The sequence below is a fragment of the Photorhabdus laumondii subsp. laumondii genome, assembly GCF_003343245.1.
Taxonomy (GTDB): Bacteria; Pseudomonadota; Gammaproteobacteria; order Enterobacterales; family Enterobacteriaceae; genus Photorhabdus; species Photorhabdus laumondii.
In genome coordinates, this window is record NZ_CP024901.1 from 2,315,777 (window position 1) to 2,332,897 (window position 17,121).

The 17,121-nt window shown below is 41.7% G+C and carries 12 protein-coding genes and 1 pseudogene; 6 read left to right on the plus strand and 7 right to left on the minus strand.

All coding sequences use genetic code 11. The annotated features are described in order from the left end of the window. Positions 1 to 475 precede the first annotated feature (475 nt). Positions 476 to 1,288, plus strand: a complete 813-nt coding sequence (locus PluTT01m_RS10070) for a DUF2829 domain-containing protein (protein WP_011146212.1) — start codon at positions 476 to 478, stop codon at positions 1,286 to 1,288. A 401-nt stretch (positions 1,289 to 1,689) separates the two neighbouring features. Here the strand turns inward: PluTT01m_RS10070 and fliT are convergent, their stop codons facing one another. From fliT to fliD, 3 genes are read right to left on the minus strand one after another with little or no spacing between them, the layout of a single operon-like run. Further along, positions 1,690 to 2,067, minus strand: coding sequence for a flagella biosynthesis regulatory protein FliT (gene fliT, locus PluTT01m_RS10075; RefSeq protein WP_011146213.1), 378 nt, complete (start codon positions 2,065 to 2,067; stop codon positions 1,690 to 1,692). Next, a complete protein-coding gene (gene fliS / locus PluTT01m_RS10080) occupies positions 2,067 to 2,477 on the minus strand; it encodes a flagellar export chaperone FliS (RefSeq protein ID WP_011146214.1) in 411 nt (136 codons plus the stop codon). The genes fliT and fliS overlap by 1 nt, the downstream gene beginning before the upstream one ends. A gap of 12 nt (positions 2,478 to 2,489) precedes the next feature. Then, positions 2,490 to 3,911, minus strand: a complete 1,422-nt coding sequence (fliD, locus tag PluTT01m_RS10085) for a flagellar filament capping protein FliD (protein ID WP_011146215.1) — start codon at positions 3,909 to 3,911, stop codon at positions 2,490 to 2,492. 274 nt (positions 3,912 to 4,185) lie between these two features. Between fliD and PluTT01m_RS10090 the strand changes: the two genes are divergently transcribed. From PluTT01m_RS10090 to fliZ, 3 genes are all read left to right on the plus strand, one after another. Beyond that, positions 4,186 to 5,253: a flagellin FliC gene (locus tag PluTT01m_RS10090; RefSeq protein WP_011146216.1), complete on the plus strand. Its 1,068-nt coding sequence runs from the start codon at positions 4,186 to 4,188 to the stop codon at positions 5,251 to 5,253. A 246-nt stretch (positions 5,254 to 5,499) separates the two neighbouring features. After that, positions 5,500 to 6,222, plus strand: a complete 723-nt coding sequence (locus tag PluTT01m_RS10095; protein WP_011146217.1) for an RNA polymerase sigma factor FliA — start codon at positions 5,500 to 5,502, stop codon at positions 6,220 to 6,222. Between the two features lie 52 nt (positions 6,223 to 6,274). Further along, entirely contained in the window at positions 6,275 to 6,787 is a 513-nt protein-coding gene (gene fliZ, locus PluTT01m_RS10100) for a flagella biosynthesis regulatory protein FliZ (protein WP_011146218.1), read from the plus strand. Positions 6,788 to 6,863: 76 nt separating this feature from the next. On the opposite strand, the gene putA is transcribed toward fliZ, so the two are convergent. Further along, positions 6,864 to 10,844 carry a trifunctional transcriptional regulator/proline dehydrogenase/L-glutamate gamma-semialdehyde dehydrogenase gene (gene putA / locus PluTT01m_RS10105; protein ID WP_011146219.1) on the minus strand — a complete coding sequence of 1,327 codons (3,981 nt, stop codon included), beginning with the start codon at positions 10,842 to 10,844 and terminating at the stop codon, positions 6,864 to 6,866. A gap of 486 nt (positions 10,845 to 11,330) precedes the next feature. Here putA and putP point away from each other — a divergent pair, with 486 nt between their 5' ends. Further along, positions 11,331 to 12,815, plus strand: a complete 1,485-nt coding sequence (gene putP / locus PluTT01m_RS10110) for a sodium/proline symporter PutP (protein WP_011146220.1) — start codon at positions 11,331 to 11,333, stop codon at positions 12,813 to 12,815. Between the two features lie 78 nt (positions 12,816 to 12,893). Here the strand turns inward: putP and xylB are convergent, their stop codons facing one another. Beyond that, positions 12,894 to 14,405: a xylulokinase gene (xylB, locus tag PluTT01m_RS10115; RefSeq protein ID WP_011146221.1), complete on the minus strand. Its 1,512-nt coding sequence runs from the start codon at positions 14,403 to 14,405 to the stop codon at positions 12,894 to 12,896. 3 nt (positions 14,406 to 14,408) lie between these two features. Further along, entirely contained in the window at positions 14,409 to 15,437 is a 1,029-nt protein-coding gene (locus tag PluTT01m_RS10120) for an NAD(P)-dependent alcohol dehydrogenase (protein ID WP_011146222.1), read from the minus strand. Positions 15,438 to 15,909: 472 nt separating this feature from the next. Here PluTT01m_RS10120 and PluTT01m_RS27480 point away from each other — a divergent pair. Beyond that, positions 15,910 to 16,044 (plus strand): annotated as a pseudogene (locus tag PluTT01m_RS27480) (IS982 family transposase); the annotation flags it as partial. A 33-nt stretch (positions 16,045 to 16,077) separates the two neighbouring features. Here the strand turns inward: PluTT01m_RS27480 and PluTT01m_RS10130 are convergent. Beyond that, positions 16,078 to 17,106 carry an alpha-xenorhabdolysin family binary toxin subunit B gene (locus PluTT01m_RS10130; protein WP_011146223.1) on the minus strand — a complete coding sequence of 343 codons (1,029 nt, stop codon included), beginning with the start codon at positions 17,104 to 17,106 and terminating at the stop codon, positions 16,078 to 16,080. Positions 17,107 to 17,121: the final 15 nt, after the last annotated feature.

A 17,121-nucleotide genomic window follows, 5' to 3' on the forward strand; every position in this document is an offset into this window, starting at 1 on the left:
AATCCATAGCTTCATACTGAGATTGCATTTCTGTCCACATTTCAGTACTGCCCATTTTGTTACAATCAGCCCCTTTTAGCGGATGAAGTTTTCAACTCGGAGCGTTCATATCATCTGGTTTTTTAGCCGTGTTTATTGTGGTTAACTGAATTTACAACTTTACCGTATGTTTTGGTTGAATGTTTGTTGTAGTTAGCGATTTAATTAAATATTGTAAAACTCATAGTCAATAAAATATTTAAGGTGTCACGGTTTCGAATAATAATTTTCAACTCTAATTTCTGAGGTTAATGCTAATTTATTGATAAGTATCAAAAAACGATAAGGAGAATGAGCGGTATATCCTGTTATAATTGAATCTTAAGTTTTATGCCGGTTGCATTAATTCATAAAAATTTACTGAATGTTTAATAATAAATTGAAAGTTAAATCATGTGGTTTAATTTTTAATTATTTATAGATATAAGGAAATAATATGTCTGAGGTTATTAAGCTTGAAAATGAATGCCAGTTTGATCCTAAGCAATATGAATGTCATAGTGTTGTCGCTCCGGTTGGTTCTTTTTCTTGGGCCCTGATTCAATTAAAGCTACGTAAGCTTGTCGCTCGTTCTGTTTGGCGCGATAAAAAGATGTATTTGGCTATTACCCCTCGTGTGAATGATTTAACAGTGGAAGAAGGCAGTGCTTACGTTGTTGATGGTGTCGCCGTTGGCACTAAATATGATTATTTGACGCATATTGATCTGCGTAATGAGCATGGCAATTTTGTACCGTGGCAGCCAACGCAAGAAGATATGATGGCTTGTGATTGGGAATTTGTGGGAGAAAAACCAGTTAAACCTAAGCCGCATATTGAACCTGCGTATCAACTGAAAGCAAGGTTAACTGTTGGTAAAGCCTCTAGTATGAAAACCGAATATTTTGGTTACGCTAATAAACTTAATTATTCACTTGGATATAGCATGGGAAAATGGGAAGAAATCAGTAATAATACATTGCTCCTAAAAAATATTATAGAATTCGATGTAGCTCATACAGCTAGCACTCCTCCAAATTGTTTTGTTATTCATGTAGAAGATAATTCCAGTAAAATCAAGGAACAATTTGGTTCAAAAAGATTAATTGTAAAATGCTTAGGTAAAGAATATGATTTAGGGGTAGCTGAAACAAAATATTTATTGACTCTTTTGTATACTAAAACTGATGACTCATCAGAATTAGAAGCGTTATTTGTTGAATCAGTCGGTAAGACACTAGAAATTGAATTGAATTTCTTTGATGAATAATTGAAATTGGTAGATTAACATATCCTTCAATTATCATATTATATTAAAACATCAAGGTTGCGCTCCGGCGTGGCCTTTTTGTTTTTCACAATCAACTGAAATCACAGGGCTGCATATAAAAGCTTATTAATACCCGTTGATCAATGATGGGAGTGGAATATGAAAATGAAGGGCAAGCTTGAGTAGAGCGGGATATTACAAGGTTTTAAAGATGCTTAGTATCATTTTAGTCAGAAATGTAAAATACTTTTCATTGGTGTATGAAATATTGAGAATGAAAAGCCGAACACTATTTAATTGCCAAGACTCCTTATAATCTGAATTGAAATCAATACATCCTAAACCAAGCTCACAAAACGGGTAAATAATGGTGATGAGAGTACATCACCTTTATTTCTCAATTACTTTTGCTCCGTAGAGTTCATAAGGGTATTATGATAGGGTTCAACAGGGAATTGGCCGTAGCTATCATTTAATAATTGCTGTTGGCTTGCTTGTTTGATGAGTTTACTTAATTCATCAAGTCTTTTCTGTAGTAGTTTTTTAATCTCATTTTCATTATCTAAAATTATTTGCAAAATGTTGGTCATTTTTTGCTGTAACGAAAGAGAAGTCGTCGATGATATTGAAGAATGGCTGATCACTTCTACTGCTTTGAGGTAGGTGATTTCCATATCAACAAGTTCATCCCATTTTTCATTTTTAGCTAAATTAAGCATTTGCTCACTTAAACTTAGGATCCGTTGGTAAGCTGACAAAAGATCCATTTTATTATCCATTAAACAATATCCTGACTGGCGTTGTAATGAGGGCCAATTTGCCGCCAAGCATCTGAAATCTCGGTGAGTAACTTTATTACTTCGGTAATGGCTGGCTCATCATTGCGTAAATTAGCGTAGAGTAAACGTTGGGTCATATAGTCGTAAAGGGAAGCGAGATTGTGTGCCAGCTCTCCACCTTTTTCATTATCTAACCCTTGTTTGAGGCCATTATCGATGATATTGATCGCTTTGGAAATAGCTGCGCCTTTTTCCGCGATATTACCTTGTTCCATCAGAATAATTGCTCGACGTAGGGCGCTAAGCGCCCCGTTGAACAAAATCTGAATCAACTGATAGGGGGAGGCGTTCATAATTTCGCTCTCCACATCTATCTGGGCATATAATTGACTTGCCGAACGTTGATACATAATTTCCTTTAATTATCTTATTTTCTGTAATTGTGATAGGAAGTTACCGGTGTTTCCCAAGGAAGAGACCATTTTATCCAGTTGTGAAAATTGGCGTTTATAACGTTCAATTGTTTCGTTAATATTCTGTTTAGTCCTGTCTACTTGTTGATCAAGGGTTTTTAGACGCTTGTTAATACCATCAGTAGCGGTAGCTAAGGTACCTTCATGGCTATCCAGAGCATCTTTTAATAGCTTATGTGTCTGAGTGGCAAAACCCGTTTTTTTACCGTCACCCATAAAGAACGCTTTCACATTAGTCGGCTTTTCTTTTAGATTTTTTTCCAGTTTTTCGTTATCAATTTCCAGCTTACCGTCAGGCTTTTGTTTAATGCCCAGCTTATTCAGGGTTGGAATATCATTAGCCGCCTGAGAGCTGAAAATCTGGCTTCTTAGCTGGTTCTGTATTCCGCGTAATGTGCTGTCACCTAATAAAGCACCATTATCTTTCGACGGTTCTTCACCCTGTTTTACTGGCTTAAATTTGGTCAGTGAATCAAATGTCGTTTGTAATTCATTATAAGCATCAACCCAATTTTTAATCGCCTCTTTCATCGGCTCAATATCACGGGATATAACCAGTATTTCTGGCTTATGTTCCCCTGGTTTATCTTTATCCTCGGTCGTTTTTTTCAGATCCAGTTTAACGCCTTCGGGTGCATCGGTAATATGGTTTGTCTGACGCTCAATTGGGATTTTGTTGACGGTCAATTTCGCATTTTTCGCTTCAACCGTTTGAGTGAGTTTACTCGTTGTACCTGGATAGTTTAGCAACTCGCTAAGTTTGTTATCACCTTCAACCTTGATGGTCATCACCGATTCAGTGCCCGCTTTTTTAGCCGTCAGCACTAAATAGTTTTCGCCATCTTTGGCTTTAATAATACTGGCGTTGACATTACCTTCCTGTTTATTAATCGCATCACGGATCTCAATAATCGATGTTTGTCCGTCTGTCAGCTCGATTTTCATCGGCTTTTTTTCGCCAGGCTGAGTAATGGTAATTGTCCGGGTTTTACCTTCACCCAAAGATTCACCCAGATACTCTTTGATATTACTGACTTTTTCTGTCTGTAATGATTGTGCCTGTGCCAATTGTTTAACTTCAATACTGTAGTTACCTGGGCTGGCTTTAGAATCAGTACTGGCAACGAATGCATCATGTTTTTCGCTGGCAGTGGTTGTGTTAAGTTTATCGAACTTTTTCAGTGATTCAGATGCGGTTTCCAGTTTTTCTAAACTGCCTTTTAATGTACCAAAAGCGGTTAGCTTACCTTTATAACTGGTTTGTTGCTGTGCCAGCGGTACTAAACGTTTTTGTTCTGCTGCCTGAAGTTTATCCAATATAGAGCCCAGATCCATCCCCGACCCGGCGCCTAATGAAGAAATGCTAGCCATTTATTGACTCCTTTATTAGTAAAGCTTTATTGAACCGGTTATCGGTAAGTTTTTGGAAAAGTTTACTAATAAAAATAATTTTTCTATGGTAGGAATAGTCGTGAAGAACCGACGCTGTTTGGCTTATCAGTGCAGCGTGATAAAAAAGAAAAAGTTTTTTCAAGAAAAATTAAAGGTTCTTTGAGGAGCGCCGATAAAACTGTTGGCGGTGATGAACACCGTGGGTAAAACCCAAACTTATATATCGACTTGATTTTAAAAAGGAACTCTAACTATGGCACAAGTCATCAACACCAACAGCCTGTCCCTGCTGACTCAGAATAACTTGAATAGATCCCAGGGTACTTTGGGTAGCGCTATTGAGCGTCTATCTTCTGGTCTGCGTATCAACAGCGCGAAGGATGACGCGGCTGGTCAAGCGATCGCTAACCGTTTCACTGCAAATGTTAGAGGTTTGACTCAGGCAGCACGTAACGCTAATGACGGTATCTCTATTGCACAGACTACCGAAGGTGCACTGAACGAAATTAACACCAACTTACAACGTATTCGTGAACTGACTGTTCAGTCACAAAACGGCAGCAACTCTGAAAGTGATATCAAATCTATCCAGGAAGAAGTGACTCAGCGTTTAAAGGAAATTGATCGTATTTCTGAACAGACTCAGTTCAACGGTGTTCGTGTTTTGCGTGAAGATAGCAAAATGACCATTCAAGTTGGTGCTAATGATAACGAAGTTATCGACATCGATCTGAAAAAAATCGACAAAGAAGCTCTGAATCTGGGTAAATTTACTATTTCTGCGGAAGTTCCACACGGAGAAGTAGTTAAACAGGTTGACGATGGTGCAGGTGGGAAGAAAAATATCGATCACACTGCCGACGCTAAAGTTAAGGGCCTGAAAAGTGTAGAAGTCTATGAAGCTCTTAAGGATGATGGTTCAGTTAATCCTGGTAAATATGTTGTCAAAGGTACTGACGATACAGATGGCAAAGTAAAATATTTCGAAGCCACTATTACTAAAGAGGGTAAATTAACAGCAGATGCAGACATCACTGCTAAAGCATCAGAAAAGCCTCTAGAAACTTTGGACAGCGCTCTGGCACAAGTTGACAGCCTGCGCAGTTCTTTGGGTGCTATCCAAAACCGTCTGGAATCTACCGTTAACAACCTGAACAACACCGTTAACAACTTGAGCGCTGCTCGTAGCCGTATCGAAGATGCTGACTACGCGACCGAAGTGTCTAACATGAGCCGTGGTCAAATTCTGCAACAAGCGGGTACTGCGGTTCTGGCTCAGGCTAACCAAGTGCCTCAGAATGTAATGTCTCTGCTGCGTTAATCGCTCAGCTAGGGCAATATGTGAACCTGATTCACATAAAAATCCAAACAAATCAAGGATCGGCTCGCCGGTCCTTCTTTTTTAGGAGTTTATCAGGAACAGCCTAAAATTTGTGATACTATTAGGCAGACAATAAATTTCGCATAGGTGAAAAAGAAGTGTTTTTACTACATTGTTCAAACGATTGCCCTTGTTAGGGGATTGGATAATGATGGTTAGTCTCTTTTTCCAAAGGTGTCTGTTGTTGTGAGCGATTTGTATACCGCCGAAGGCGTGATGGACAAAAACAGCCTCTGGAAGCGCTACGTACCATTAGTTCGCCATGAAGCGTTAAGGCTACAAGTTAGGTTACCCGCGTGTGTGGAGCTGGATGATCTACTTCAGGCCGGGGGAATCGGCTTACTAAATGCGGTGGAACGTTTTGATTCCTTACAAGGAACCGCGTTTACCACTTATGCGGTACAACGCATCAGGGGTGCAATGTTGGATGAGTTAAGGAGCCGTGATTGGGCTCCGCGTAGCGTGCGCCGTAATGCGCGCGAAGTGACGCACATCATCCGTAAACTTGAGCAAGACTTAGGCCGTCCAGCCAGTGAGCAGGAAGTTGCTAAAGAATTAAAGATTGATCTGGTAGAATATCGGCAGATACTGTTAGATACGAATAACAGTCAGTTGTTTTCGTATGATGAATGGCATGAAATGCATGGTGAAAGCTGTGAACCTGTCATTGAAGAGGGGCATGAAACTAATCCCTTACAACAATTGCTGGAAAGTGACGTTCGTCAACGGGTAATTGAAGCTATCGATTCGTTACCTGAACGAGAAAAAATGGTTCTGACGCTGTATTATCAGGAAGAACTTAATCTGAAAGAGATTGGCGCAGTACTTGAAGTCGGGGAGTCCCGTATAAGTCAGCTACACAGCCAGGCGATTAAACGCTTGCGGGCACGCTTAAATCCGGAAAAGTAACTTTTTTGCTTATTTGTTTTTTGTTTAAGACTACACACAGGGCTTATCTCTTATGTCTGTTACAACACAAAAGAAACGGCCGCTCAGCCGTTACATTAAAGACTACAAACATAGTCAAACTCATTGCTTGCATTGTCACAAAGCTCTTGACCGTATCTCTTTGGTTTTTAATGGCCAAGTGATCAACAAAGAGTCCATCTCCGAGATGACGGAGTTGATTGATGACAAGACTTGGGATGAGCTGCAAGATAAATTTGTCGCGTTATGTCGTTTTTGCAGTGAGATTTATTGCAATAGCGAGACAGATTATTTTGACATCATGTCTTTCAAACAGTACCTGTTTGAACAGACTGAAATGAGTCATAGTACTGTTCGTGAGTATGTGGTTCGTTTACGACGTTTGGATGAATTGCTCACTTCAAGCAATTACCCTGTAAAAGAGTTCACAACAGAGAAAATTCAGGAAAAACTGAGTGAAAAGCTGTCACAGTCAGCATTCAGTAACTACAACATTGCTTTGCGCAAGTATGAACAGTATTTGAGCTGGCAACAGGGCGGTCACTAAGCTGGAAATATAAACAGCAAAGAGATGTTAATTTTGGGGAACACATTTGATGTGTTCCCCTTAGCTACAGCCGAAATTAACCGATAGTCATCAGGCTGGCATTACCCCCCGCTGCCGCGGTGTTAATGCTCAGTGAACGTTCATGTAGCAGACGTTCTAACAGCAGATTAGTTTCTCCACGGGCAAAACCTTGTACGGAAATGATAATGCCTTTACGTTGAGCGACTTGTCCGCAAACTTGACGCAGTTGATCAGAGTCGCCGTGGTAAATAACCGCTTCGAATGCCGTATCTTCACTCTGCCAGTCCTGAACCAAATGGATTGATTTACGGACGCTATCTGGCAATTGACGAAACAGTTGCTGATGTAATTCATCATTTTGCCATAGCAACTGACAGCCTACAGACAGTGTTGCTGCCAGTTGGATCAATGTATCTTGTTGATTATCCGCCAGACACAGCACCTGACCACGAGGTAATAGGGTGTAAGTATTACGTTCGCCGGTCGGCCCCGGCAACAGACGGGTGGTACCACCTTGTGCCAGCAATTTATATTGTTGAACTAACTGATTTAGCTCTTCGTTGTGCTGATTGGCTGCCCATTCTGTCAGCGCATCAAAGGGAGCCATTAGCGCTGAACGAACATTAGCATCCAGTGGATATTCCGCATCCTGACGTTCCAACGTTTGGTTGATCGCATTTTGAGGACGGCAAGAGAGCAGACGATACAGATAGAGTGGGCCGCCGGCTTTTGGTCCGGTACCGGACAAGCCTTCACCACCGAATGGTTGCACGCCAACAACAGCGCCTACCATGTTGCGGTTAACATACAGATTGCCGACTTTCGCTTTAGCGGTAACTTGTGCAATTGTTTCATCAATACGGGTATGGACACCAAGGGTCAAACCATAGTTAGAGTTATTAATCTGATCCAGTAATTTATCCAGTTCATGACGTTTAAAACGGACAACATGCAGAACCGGGCCGAAAATCTCCTGTTTCAATTCATCAAAGCTTTCCAGTTCAATCAGTGTCGGTTTAACGAAAGTGCCTTGATCCCACTCTTGATTGTCGACCACATTATCTTGTGCTGCCTGATAAATCGTGCGCCCTTTGGTACGCATTGCTTGAATATGGCGATCAATGCCGGCTTTGGCTTCCGCATCAATGACCGGGCCGATATCGGTAGACAGGCGTTCAGGATTACCCATCCGGCATTCAGACATGGCACCTTTCAACATAGTCATGGTGCGTTCTGCCACATCATCTTGAATGCAAAGGATACGCAAGGCAGAACAACGTTGACCTGCACTGTCAAAAGCAGAAGCGACCACATCCATAACAACTTGTTCTGTCAGCGCGGAAGAGTCGACAATCATGGCATTTAGGCCACCGGTTTCGGCAACCAGAGGGGTTGGTCGCCCTTGTGCATCAAGTCGTCCGGCAATGTTACGTTGTAATAGACTCGCCACTTGAGTGGAGCCAGTAAACATCACACCTCGCACTCTCTCATCACCCACCAGAAGAGCACCGATGGTTTCACCTTGGCCGGGTAATAATTGCAATGCATCAAGGGGAATACCTGCTTGATGCAGTATTTTGACCGCTGTTGCCGCAATTAATGGGGTCTGTTCCGCAGGTTTTGCTAATACGCTGTTACCGGCAGCCAATGCAGCCGCTATCTGCCCGGTAAAAATGGCTAATGGGAAATTCCACGGGCTGATACAGACAACCGGCCCCAGTGGGCGATGAGTATCGTTAGCGAAATCATGGCGAATCTGTCCCGCGTAATAATGGAGGAAATCGACCGCTTCACGTACTTCAGCAATCGCATTATTAAAGGTTTTGCCGGCTTCCCGAACCAAAATGCCTAATAACGGCTGCATCTGGTTTTCCATCAATTCCGCCGCACGAACCAGAATGGCAGCCCGTTCTGATGGTGGTGTTGCAAACCAGATTGCGCCAGCTTCTGTTGCGACATCCAACGCATGACTGACTTCCTGTTCAGTTGCTTCACGAACATAGCCGACAATATCCGAAGGGGTTGCCGGGTTAATAACTGGTTTGGCGGCCGGTAACTCACCTTGATGGTGATAATTGCCGCCCAGTCGCGGCTCGCTATACTGCTCTTCGGTAGCAGAACTTAATAGTGCACTGGAAAGAGAAGCCAGGCGATGTTCGTTGGCAAGATCCAAACCGGCTGAGTTTGCGCGATCTTTGCCATACAAATTGTGAGGCAGAGGGATTTTAGGATGTGGAAGACCGATTTGGCCGTCGGTTTCGGCCAGCTTCTTGACCTTTGTCACTGGATCGGCAACCAGTTCATCCAGTGGTAATGTGGTATCGGCGATACGGTTGACAAAAGAGGTGTTAGCGCCGTTCTCCAACAGACGACGGACCAGATAAGCCAACAGTGTTTCGTGAGTGCCTACTGGTGCATAAATACGGCATGGGCGGTTTAATTTACCATCAGCGATTTTCCCGACCACTTGTTCATACAATGGTTCTCCCATGCCATGCAAACACTGAAATTCATATTGGCCAGGATAATAGTTTTGGCCCGCCATATGATAAACAGCAGCTAAAGTATGGGCGTTATGGGTAGCAAACTGAGGATAAATCAGATTAGGTACTGACAATAGTTTGCGGGCACAAGCCAGATAAGAAACGTCAGTATAAACTTTGCGGGTGTAAACGGGATAACCTTCCAGCCCGTCGATTTGAGCACGTTTAATTTCGCTATCCCAGTAAGCGCCTTTTACCAGTCGCACCATCAGTCGGCGGCGGCTGCGCTGTGCTAAGTCAATAACTGTATCGATAACAAAGGGGCAGCGCTTCTGATAAGCTTGAATAACGAAACCAATGCCATTCCAGCCAGCCAGTTGCGGTTCAAAACAGAGCTTTTCCAACAGATCGAGAGAAATTTCCAGACGATCTGCTTCTTCGGCATCAATATTGATACCAACATCATATTGGCGTGCTTGTAATGTCAGGGAAAGCAGGCGTGGATATAGCTCATTCATGACGCGTTCATATTGAGCACGGCTATAACGCGGGTGCAGGGCAGAAAGCTTAATGGAAATTCCGGGCCCTTCATAAATGCCGCGGCCGTTGGATGCTTTCCCGATAGCATGAATTGCTTGTTGGTAGGAAACCATATAATTCTGAGCATCTTCCTCAGTTAAAGCGGCTTCACCTAGCATGTCGTAGGAGTAACGGAACCCTTTTTCTTCCAGCTTACGTGCACTTGCCAGCGCTTGAGCGATGGTTTCTCCGGTCACAAACTGTTCACCCATCAGGCGCATTGCCATATCTACGCCTTTACGCACTAATGGTTCGCCACTCTTACTGATAATGCGATTCAGTGAATTGGAAAGTTTAGCTTCGTTATGGGTAGAAACCAGTTTGCCGGTAAACAGCAGCCCCCAGGTTGCTGCATTGACAAACATGGATGAACTTTGGCCCAGATGGGAATGCCAATTGCCGTTACTGATTTTGTCGCGGATCAGCGCGTCGCGAGTGGCTTTATCAGGGATACGGAGTAAAGCTTCCGCAAGACACATTAGTGCAACGCCTTCCTGAGATGAAAGCGAGAATTCTTGCAATAACCCTTGAACCAGACCTGAACGACCCATGCTGTTTTTCTGGTTACGTAATTTTTCTGCAATGCTGTAAGCCAGCTTATGAGTTGCTTGTGCCTGATCTTCCGGCAATTGTGCCTGTTGTAACAGCATGGGAATGGCTTGTGTTTCTGGCAGGCGATAGGCCGCAGTAATTGCGGAACGTTTTACTGATTGAGGCAGGATATGCTCAGCGAAGTCGAGGAAAGGTTGATGAGCAGAATCTGTTACCGTTTCTTCTGCGATTATCTTCTCCTCTTTAACATCTTGATTGGACGAGAGTTCAGCGATCTGTTCATCATTTTCAAGACGTTCAAGATAATTAAAAATAGCTTGTTTAATTAGCCAATGTGGAGTGCGGTCAATCCGTTGTGCCGCAGCTTTAATGCGATCACGCGTTGCTTCATCAAGCTTCACGCCCATTGTTGTACTACCCATCTTTGCTCCTTAATAGGTAAGGTTTATCTAAAATTGCATGATAATATCTGACATGTTGCAACTTTGTGCAACCTTATGAGAATCGCTTGTTTTATTTTTGTGAAATTAATCTAGTTATTATAATTAGGTGGATATATTTATTCTTGTGACTTTATTTGATTGAGACACATTGGTTTAACATTTTGTGGCTAACATAAGGGTATAACCCTGAAATGGTTAAAAAGTATAATTTTTAAAGCAAATAAATGTGATTCAGTAAACGTTTTTTGTAAAAAATGGCGTTAATTAGTTGTTAAATTACCTGATGCTAATCTAGGATTCACTGTAACTTTCTAATTGGTTACAAAAATAATTATTTCAATTTAGAATTATGGACCATTTTTAGGTGCAATCAGGTGCAACGTTCCTGAACCTGACAGGGAAAACTCTGTGTACCCGGGAGAACTGCGGATTTGCAAAACACAGATAACACTATGGAGAACTTGCATGACAGTAAATACACCAATGCTAATCACCTTTATTGTCTACATTACTGGAATGTTGTTGATAGGTTTTTTGGCTTATCGTTCAACTAAAAATTTTGATGACTATATCTTGGGAGGAAGGCGATTAGGTAGCGTGGTAACGGCTTTGTCTGCCGGTGCTTCGGATATGAGTGGCTGGTTATTAATGGGCTTACCTGGGGTAGTCTATTTTGCGGGGATTTCAGAAAGCTGGATAGCCATTGGTCTTGCTTTAGGTGCTTACCTGAACTGGAAATTGGTCGCAGGCAGGCTACGTATCCAGACCGAAATCAATAATAATGCGTTAACATTGCCGGATTATTTCACCAGTCGTTTTGACGATAGTAGCAAGATCCTACGTATTATTTCTGCGTTGGTTATTTTGATCTTCTTTACTATCTATTGTGCTTCTGGCGTGGTTGCCGGAGGATTGTTATTTGAAAGTACGTTTGGTATCAGTTATCAGAAAGCTATGTGGCTCGGTGCCGCAGCGACGATTGCTTATACTTTCCTTGGCGGCTTCTTGGCGGTCAGTTGGACTGATACGGTTCAGGCTTCATTAATGATCTTTGCACTTATCTTGACCCCAGTTATCGTTATTTTCTCTGTGGGTGGCATTGATACCTCTCTGGCGCTGATAGCAGCAAAAAGCCCGGCTTATATGGATATGTTTAAAGAGTTGAACTTTATTGCCATTATCTCGTTGTTAGGTTGGGGATTAGGTTATTTTGGTCAGCCACATATTCTGGCGCGTTTTATGGCGGCCGATTCCCATTACACTATCCGCAAGGCTCGTCGTATCAGTATGACCTGGATGGTGTTATGTTTGGCAGGCACTATTGCTGTCGGTTTCTTCGGTATTGCTTATTTTGAAATGCATCCTGAACTGTCTGGCCCAGTCATAGCCAACCGTGAGCGTATCTTTATGGAATTGGCGGTTATTCTGTTTAATCCGTGGATAGCGGGCATTTTACTCTCTGCTATTCTGGCCGCGGTGATGAGTACCTTAAGCTGTCAGTTGCTGGTGTGTGCAAGTGCTTTGACGGAAGATCTTTATAAACCCTTTATCCGTAAATCTGCCAGCCAGAAAGAATTGGTATGGGTGGGGCGTTTCATGGTGCTGCTGGTGGCGGTCATCGCGATGGTGATAGCAACCAATCCCGACAATAAAGTACTGGCTCTGGTAAGTAATGCATGGGCTGGATTTGGTGCTGCATTCGGCCCGGTTGTACTGATTTCTGTTATCTGGAAACGTATGACACGTAATGGCGCATTAGTGGGGATGTTGGTAGGGGCCGTCACGGTATTGGTGTGGATGAAATACCAGTGGTTTGCGTTGTATGAAATTATTCCTGGCTTTATCTTGGCTTCGATTGCGATCGTGATTGTGAGTCTGTTGGGCAAAGCGCCGAGCAGCGCAGCGCAACAGCGTTTTGTTGATGCTGAGGCGCAATACAAGACTAAATAAGGTAAATTGGAATAAAGGTAACCAACAAACCTCGTTTAAAATAGCGAGGTTTGTTTTTTCATCATGAAAAATATGTCGTCATATTTTCACCTCTGGATATTCAGTAGTCAGCAGAGATAAATAATCTTGATAAAACACATCATATAATGCGGCCGTTTCGGGAGTTGGAATGGTGCGGGTCTCTTCATCAAGATGAACAAAATGTTGGCAAAAGTGGGCGAGCTGCATTTGTTTATCTTTCTCTTCTGTCAAGGAATCACACCACATAGCTTGAATAGCCGCACCTAATGCGGCAGCTTCTTGGTTAGTGACACAAATAACAGGCGTATTCATGACATCAGCCACAATTTGCCGCCATTTTTTGCTGCGAGCGCCGCCACCAGTCAAACGGATCTCATTAATTTCAATCCCTTGCTTGCGAAATAATTCAATGCCAAAACGTAGTCCGTACGTGGCACTTTCAACCGCAGCCAAAATGAAATTTTGTTGATTCATATTGCTAGTATTCAGGTTATGGAGACTCGCTTTGGCATGGGGGAGTGGTGGAACACGTTCACCATTAAAAAACGGTAGCATCATCAAACCATTAGCACCGGGTTTGCTCTGGTTCAATGTGTCATTAAAAGTCTGAATATCCATATTAAACAGCTTTTGAATGGTGGTTGTCGCTGAAGTCACATTCATCGTGCAAATCAATGGTAGCCATCCATTATTAGAGGAACAGAAACCCGCGATCATTTCAGAATCAGCGACAATCGGTTTGTCAGAGTAAGTGAAGAGAGTACCGGAGGTGCCTAAACTCATGGTCGTGATGCCCGGAATGATATTACCCGTTCCAATTGCAGCCATCATATTATCGCCCCCACCAGATGCAACTTTGGTTGTCGGTGAAAGCCCTAATCTTCTTGCTATTTCAGGTCTTACTGTGCCAATACAGGTCTCAGCAGAAACCAGTTCAGGCAGTGCATTCCAAAGACGACCATCTGGATCAATAAATTGGGCAATTTGGTTATCCCATTCGCGTTTACGAATATTCAGTAATCCGGTTCCTGAAGCATCACCATATTCGGCAACTAACCTGCCTGTTAGCCAATAATTGAGATAATCATGAGGTAATAAAACAGCGTTCAGTTTTTCCCATAACTCGGGGCGGTATTTTTTGAACCAAAGAATTTTAGATGCGGTATAACCTGTCTGCGGCATTAATCCGAGTTGTGCTAAAGTGGCTTGGGTACCACCAAGTGCATCAATAATTTCCTGATTTTCGGCCGCAGTTTCAGTGTCACACCAGAGTTTTACCGGTGCTAAAACATGACCTTCTGCATCCAGAGGAACAAAACCGTGCTGTTGACCTGATACGGCAAGAGCGGCAATTTCTGTACCAGAAATTCCTGCTTGCTCAATCGCTTGAGAAAAGGCACTTTCCAATGCCTCTGTCCACCAGTGAACCTGTTGTTCACGACGGCCGTTTGAATCGCTAATTATTGGGTGAGGCGAGCTGCCTTCACCCAAAATAGGCGTTTTTTGGCTATCGACAATAATGACTTTAGTACTTTGTGTACCGCAATCGATACCAGCATAGAGCGCCATGTGTTACTCCATTTCCAACATAATTTTGATATCTGTCGGGCGACCCTCCGCGGCTCGTTCATACGCCTGAACGCTGTCTTTAAATTTATAGGTTGCGGATAATAGAGGGGTTACTTTGAGCTTACCTGAGCTAAGTAAACGAATAGTACGAGGGTACATATTTGCGTAGCGGAAAATAGTTTTGAATGTGATCTCTTTAGCTTGAGCAGAGACAACATCAAATGGTGCCGGATCGATAGGCATACCGACTAGAACAGCTATTCCTCCCGGTGCAATGTGCTCTGAAATAGTGGCAATGACCGGTTTTGCGCCACTACATTCAAAGAGAATATTGACGCCATTACCCTCGGTTAATGCATTCACTTTCTCAGTAAGTACTTTGCTATTAACCGGGTGAAGACCTGGATACTGTTTTGCAATTTCTAGCTTTTCATCGAACACATCGCAAATAATGACATCAGAACAACCACCGGCTAATGCGGCAAGTGCGGTAACAATTCCGATCGTGCCAGCACCAATAACTAATGCGATATCTCCTGGTTTAATTTCTGCTTTTGTGGCGGCTTGCATACCGATAGCTAATGGTTCAACCATTGCACCTTCGGCAAAACTGACATTATCCGGTAATTTGAACGTAAATGCTGCCGGATGAATAACTCTTTCACGTAAGCAACCATCAATAGGGGGCGTCGCCCAGAAACGCACTTCTGGATCTAAGTTATAAATACCTGCCCGTGATTGTGGTGATTGCAGATTAGGAATGCCAGGTTCCATACAGACACGATCGCCGATTTTTAAGTGAGTCACATTTTTACCTACTGCGGTGATGACACCTGATGCTTCGTGCCCGAGGATCATCGGCTTTTCGACAATAAATGGCCCAATACGCCCGTATTGATAATAATGCACATCGCTGCCACAAATCCCCACCGAGTGAATTTTTATTTCAACATCATTTTCACCCAATATTTCGGGGGTTTCCCAGTCTTGAATTGAAATCTGACCTGCTTTTTCTAATACTAATGCTTTCATGATCTGCCCTCTTATTTGGATATTATCGATATCATTTATTTGGAGGGATATTAGATCGAAAATTATTATATTTATGTGATTTAAGTTAAGGTCTTATTAAATGGTGATGTTTTTGCGTTAATATTAAAAAGTGAATTGTTAAAAAGCAAATTGTTTACTTGGTTACTCTTTTAATATGTATATTGACAATGTAATGATATCAATTTCAATAATAAGAATATAAGCATGAATAAACAACTTTATATTGAAAAAATAATAGTTTTTTTCGAAAGGCATATTCAATTCAAGAGTAAAGTGTTTGGATATTTGAATTCGATAAAGATCGTGATATGTCGTTTTTGCGTGACTGAATGGGTTTAAGTGATTAGCATTTAATTGAAAATGGATTACTCAAATGTCATCGCGAAGCTTCCCTTTCTCTCAATGAAATCATGATGTTCCTCATTTTATTTCATAAAAATATTTCTTAGATGAGCATTCAAGGCACCGTAGTCAGCTCGGTTTTTTATTGGAAGTCGCTGCAGGCCTAATCGCTTATACATTCCAACCTAAAAAACCGAGCTTGAATTTACGGGATTCTGATATCGCTATTCTTAAACGAAGTTGACGTTACCAATATATTTATTTCTATTTCAACATATTATATTGATATTACCAAATTATCCAAGAAATTTAATTGTCCGTTTATCAGATTGGTTAGATAGTCCTGATTAATATTCTTATCTGATAATTCGTGTAATTGACTGGAGAATAAACGCCATGCTTTTTCTAGTTTACCTACCTCGTTAAGCATAGTGGTGCGTTCTGTATCGATTTGCATCACATCTTTTAAACCGGAAAGCCTCAGCTCTGTTTCCTCTAATGTCGTTTTTAGTGCCTTGGATTCTTGCATGGTATGATCAATTTGTTCAGTGAGCTTCATTCTGGCATTTTCCAAATCGATGTACTTCAATCCTTCAGAAATTTTGCCCAATACTTTTTTTACTATCTCAATACTTTGTTTAATAATTTCTTTTTCAGGTTGAGCGAAATTCAGGCCATCGATGTCATTGGTATTTGGGAGATAATCTTTAAACATATCCGCAATATTTTTTGCGCGAATAACATCCTGACTTTCGATAATTTTATCCCGTTCGGCATCTAACTTTTTTCTTTCTTTGGTTTTCTGTTCAATATCACTCTGCAATTCTGCCTTTTGTTTTTTTGTTTTTGCCAACACATCTTCAAAATGCCCTGCAATCACTATATCGTTAATATCATTAATTTTTCCAGTCAGTTTGTTGATTCTATCATCGAAATTAGCAATCACATTGTCAATATCTTTTGATAATTTCTGAATAAATTGATCGCGTGCTTTTAGTATGTCACTGCGCTTCTCATCACTCAAATCATGGGCTTCCAGGGCTTTATCAATTTTACGGATTGATTGGAAAATATCTCCTGCTAAAAATTGACTTAATATTGGTGGTAATTTTGATAAAGATTCACTTACCAATTCACTGAGTTCACGGCTATAGGAGCTGACTCGCTCGGCTTTCTCTGCAATAGCTGTAATACCAGATGTTTGTTGTTTTGCCAAAAGCCAAATTTTATTTACAGTCTCATCCAAGGATTTGATATTAACTTTTGGATACTGGATTTCTTTTTGTGAGATGATGCTTTCAGACACTTTTTAATATTCCTT

Bases quoted from the DNA above. Each gene is read 5' to 3' on its own strand.
- PluTT01m_RS10070 (WP_011146212.1), top strand. From the start codon at position 476: ATGTCTGAGGTTATTAAGCTTGAAAATGAATGCCAGTTTGATCCTAAG.
- fliZ (WP_011146218.1), top strand. From the start codon at position 6,275: ATGTCTGTTACAACACAAAAGAAACGGCCGCTCAGCCGTTACATTAAA.
- fliD (WP_011146215.1), bottom strand. From the start codon at position 3,911: ATGGCTAGCATTTCTTCATTAGGCGCCGGGTCGGGGATGGATCTGGGC.
- xylB (WP_011146221.1), bottom strand. From the start codon at position 14,405: ATGGCGCTCTATGCTGGTATCGATTGCGGTACACAAAGTACTAAAGTC.
- PluTT01m_RS10120 (WP_011146222.1), bottom strand. From the start codon at position 15,437: ATGAAAGCATTAGTATTAGAAAAAGCAGGTCAGATTTCAATTCAAGAC.
- fliS (WP_011146214.1), bottom strand. From the start codon at position 2,477: ATGTATCAACGTTCGGCAAGTCAATTATATGCCCAGATAGATGTGGAG.
- fliT (WP_011146213.1), bottom strand. From the start codon at position 2,067: ATGGATAATAAAATGGATCTTTTGTCAGCTTACCAACGGATCCTAAGT.
- putA (WP_011146219.1), bottom strand. From the start codon at position 10,844: ATGGGTAGTACAACAATGGGCGTGAAGCTTGATGAAGCAACGCGTGAT.
- PluTT01m_RS10090 (WP_011146216.1), top strand. From the start codon at position 4,186: ATGGCACAAGTCATCAACACCAACAGCCTGTCCCTGCTGACTCAGAAT.
- putP (WP_011146220.1), top strand. From the start codon at position 11,331: ATGACAGTAAATACACCAATGCTAATCACCTTTATTGTCTACATTACT.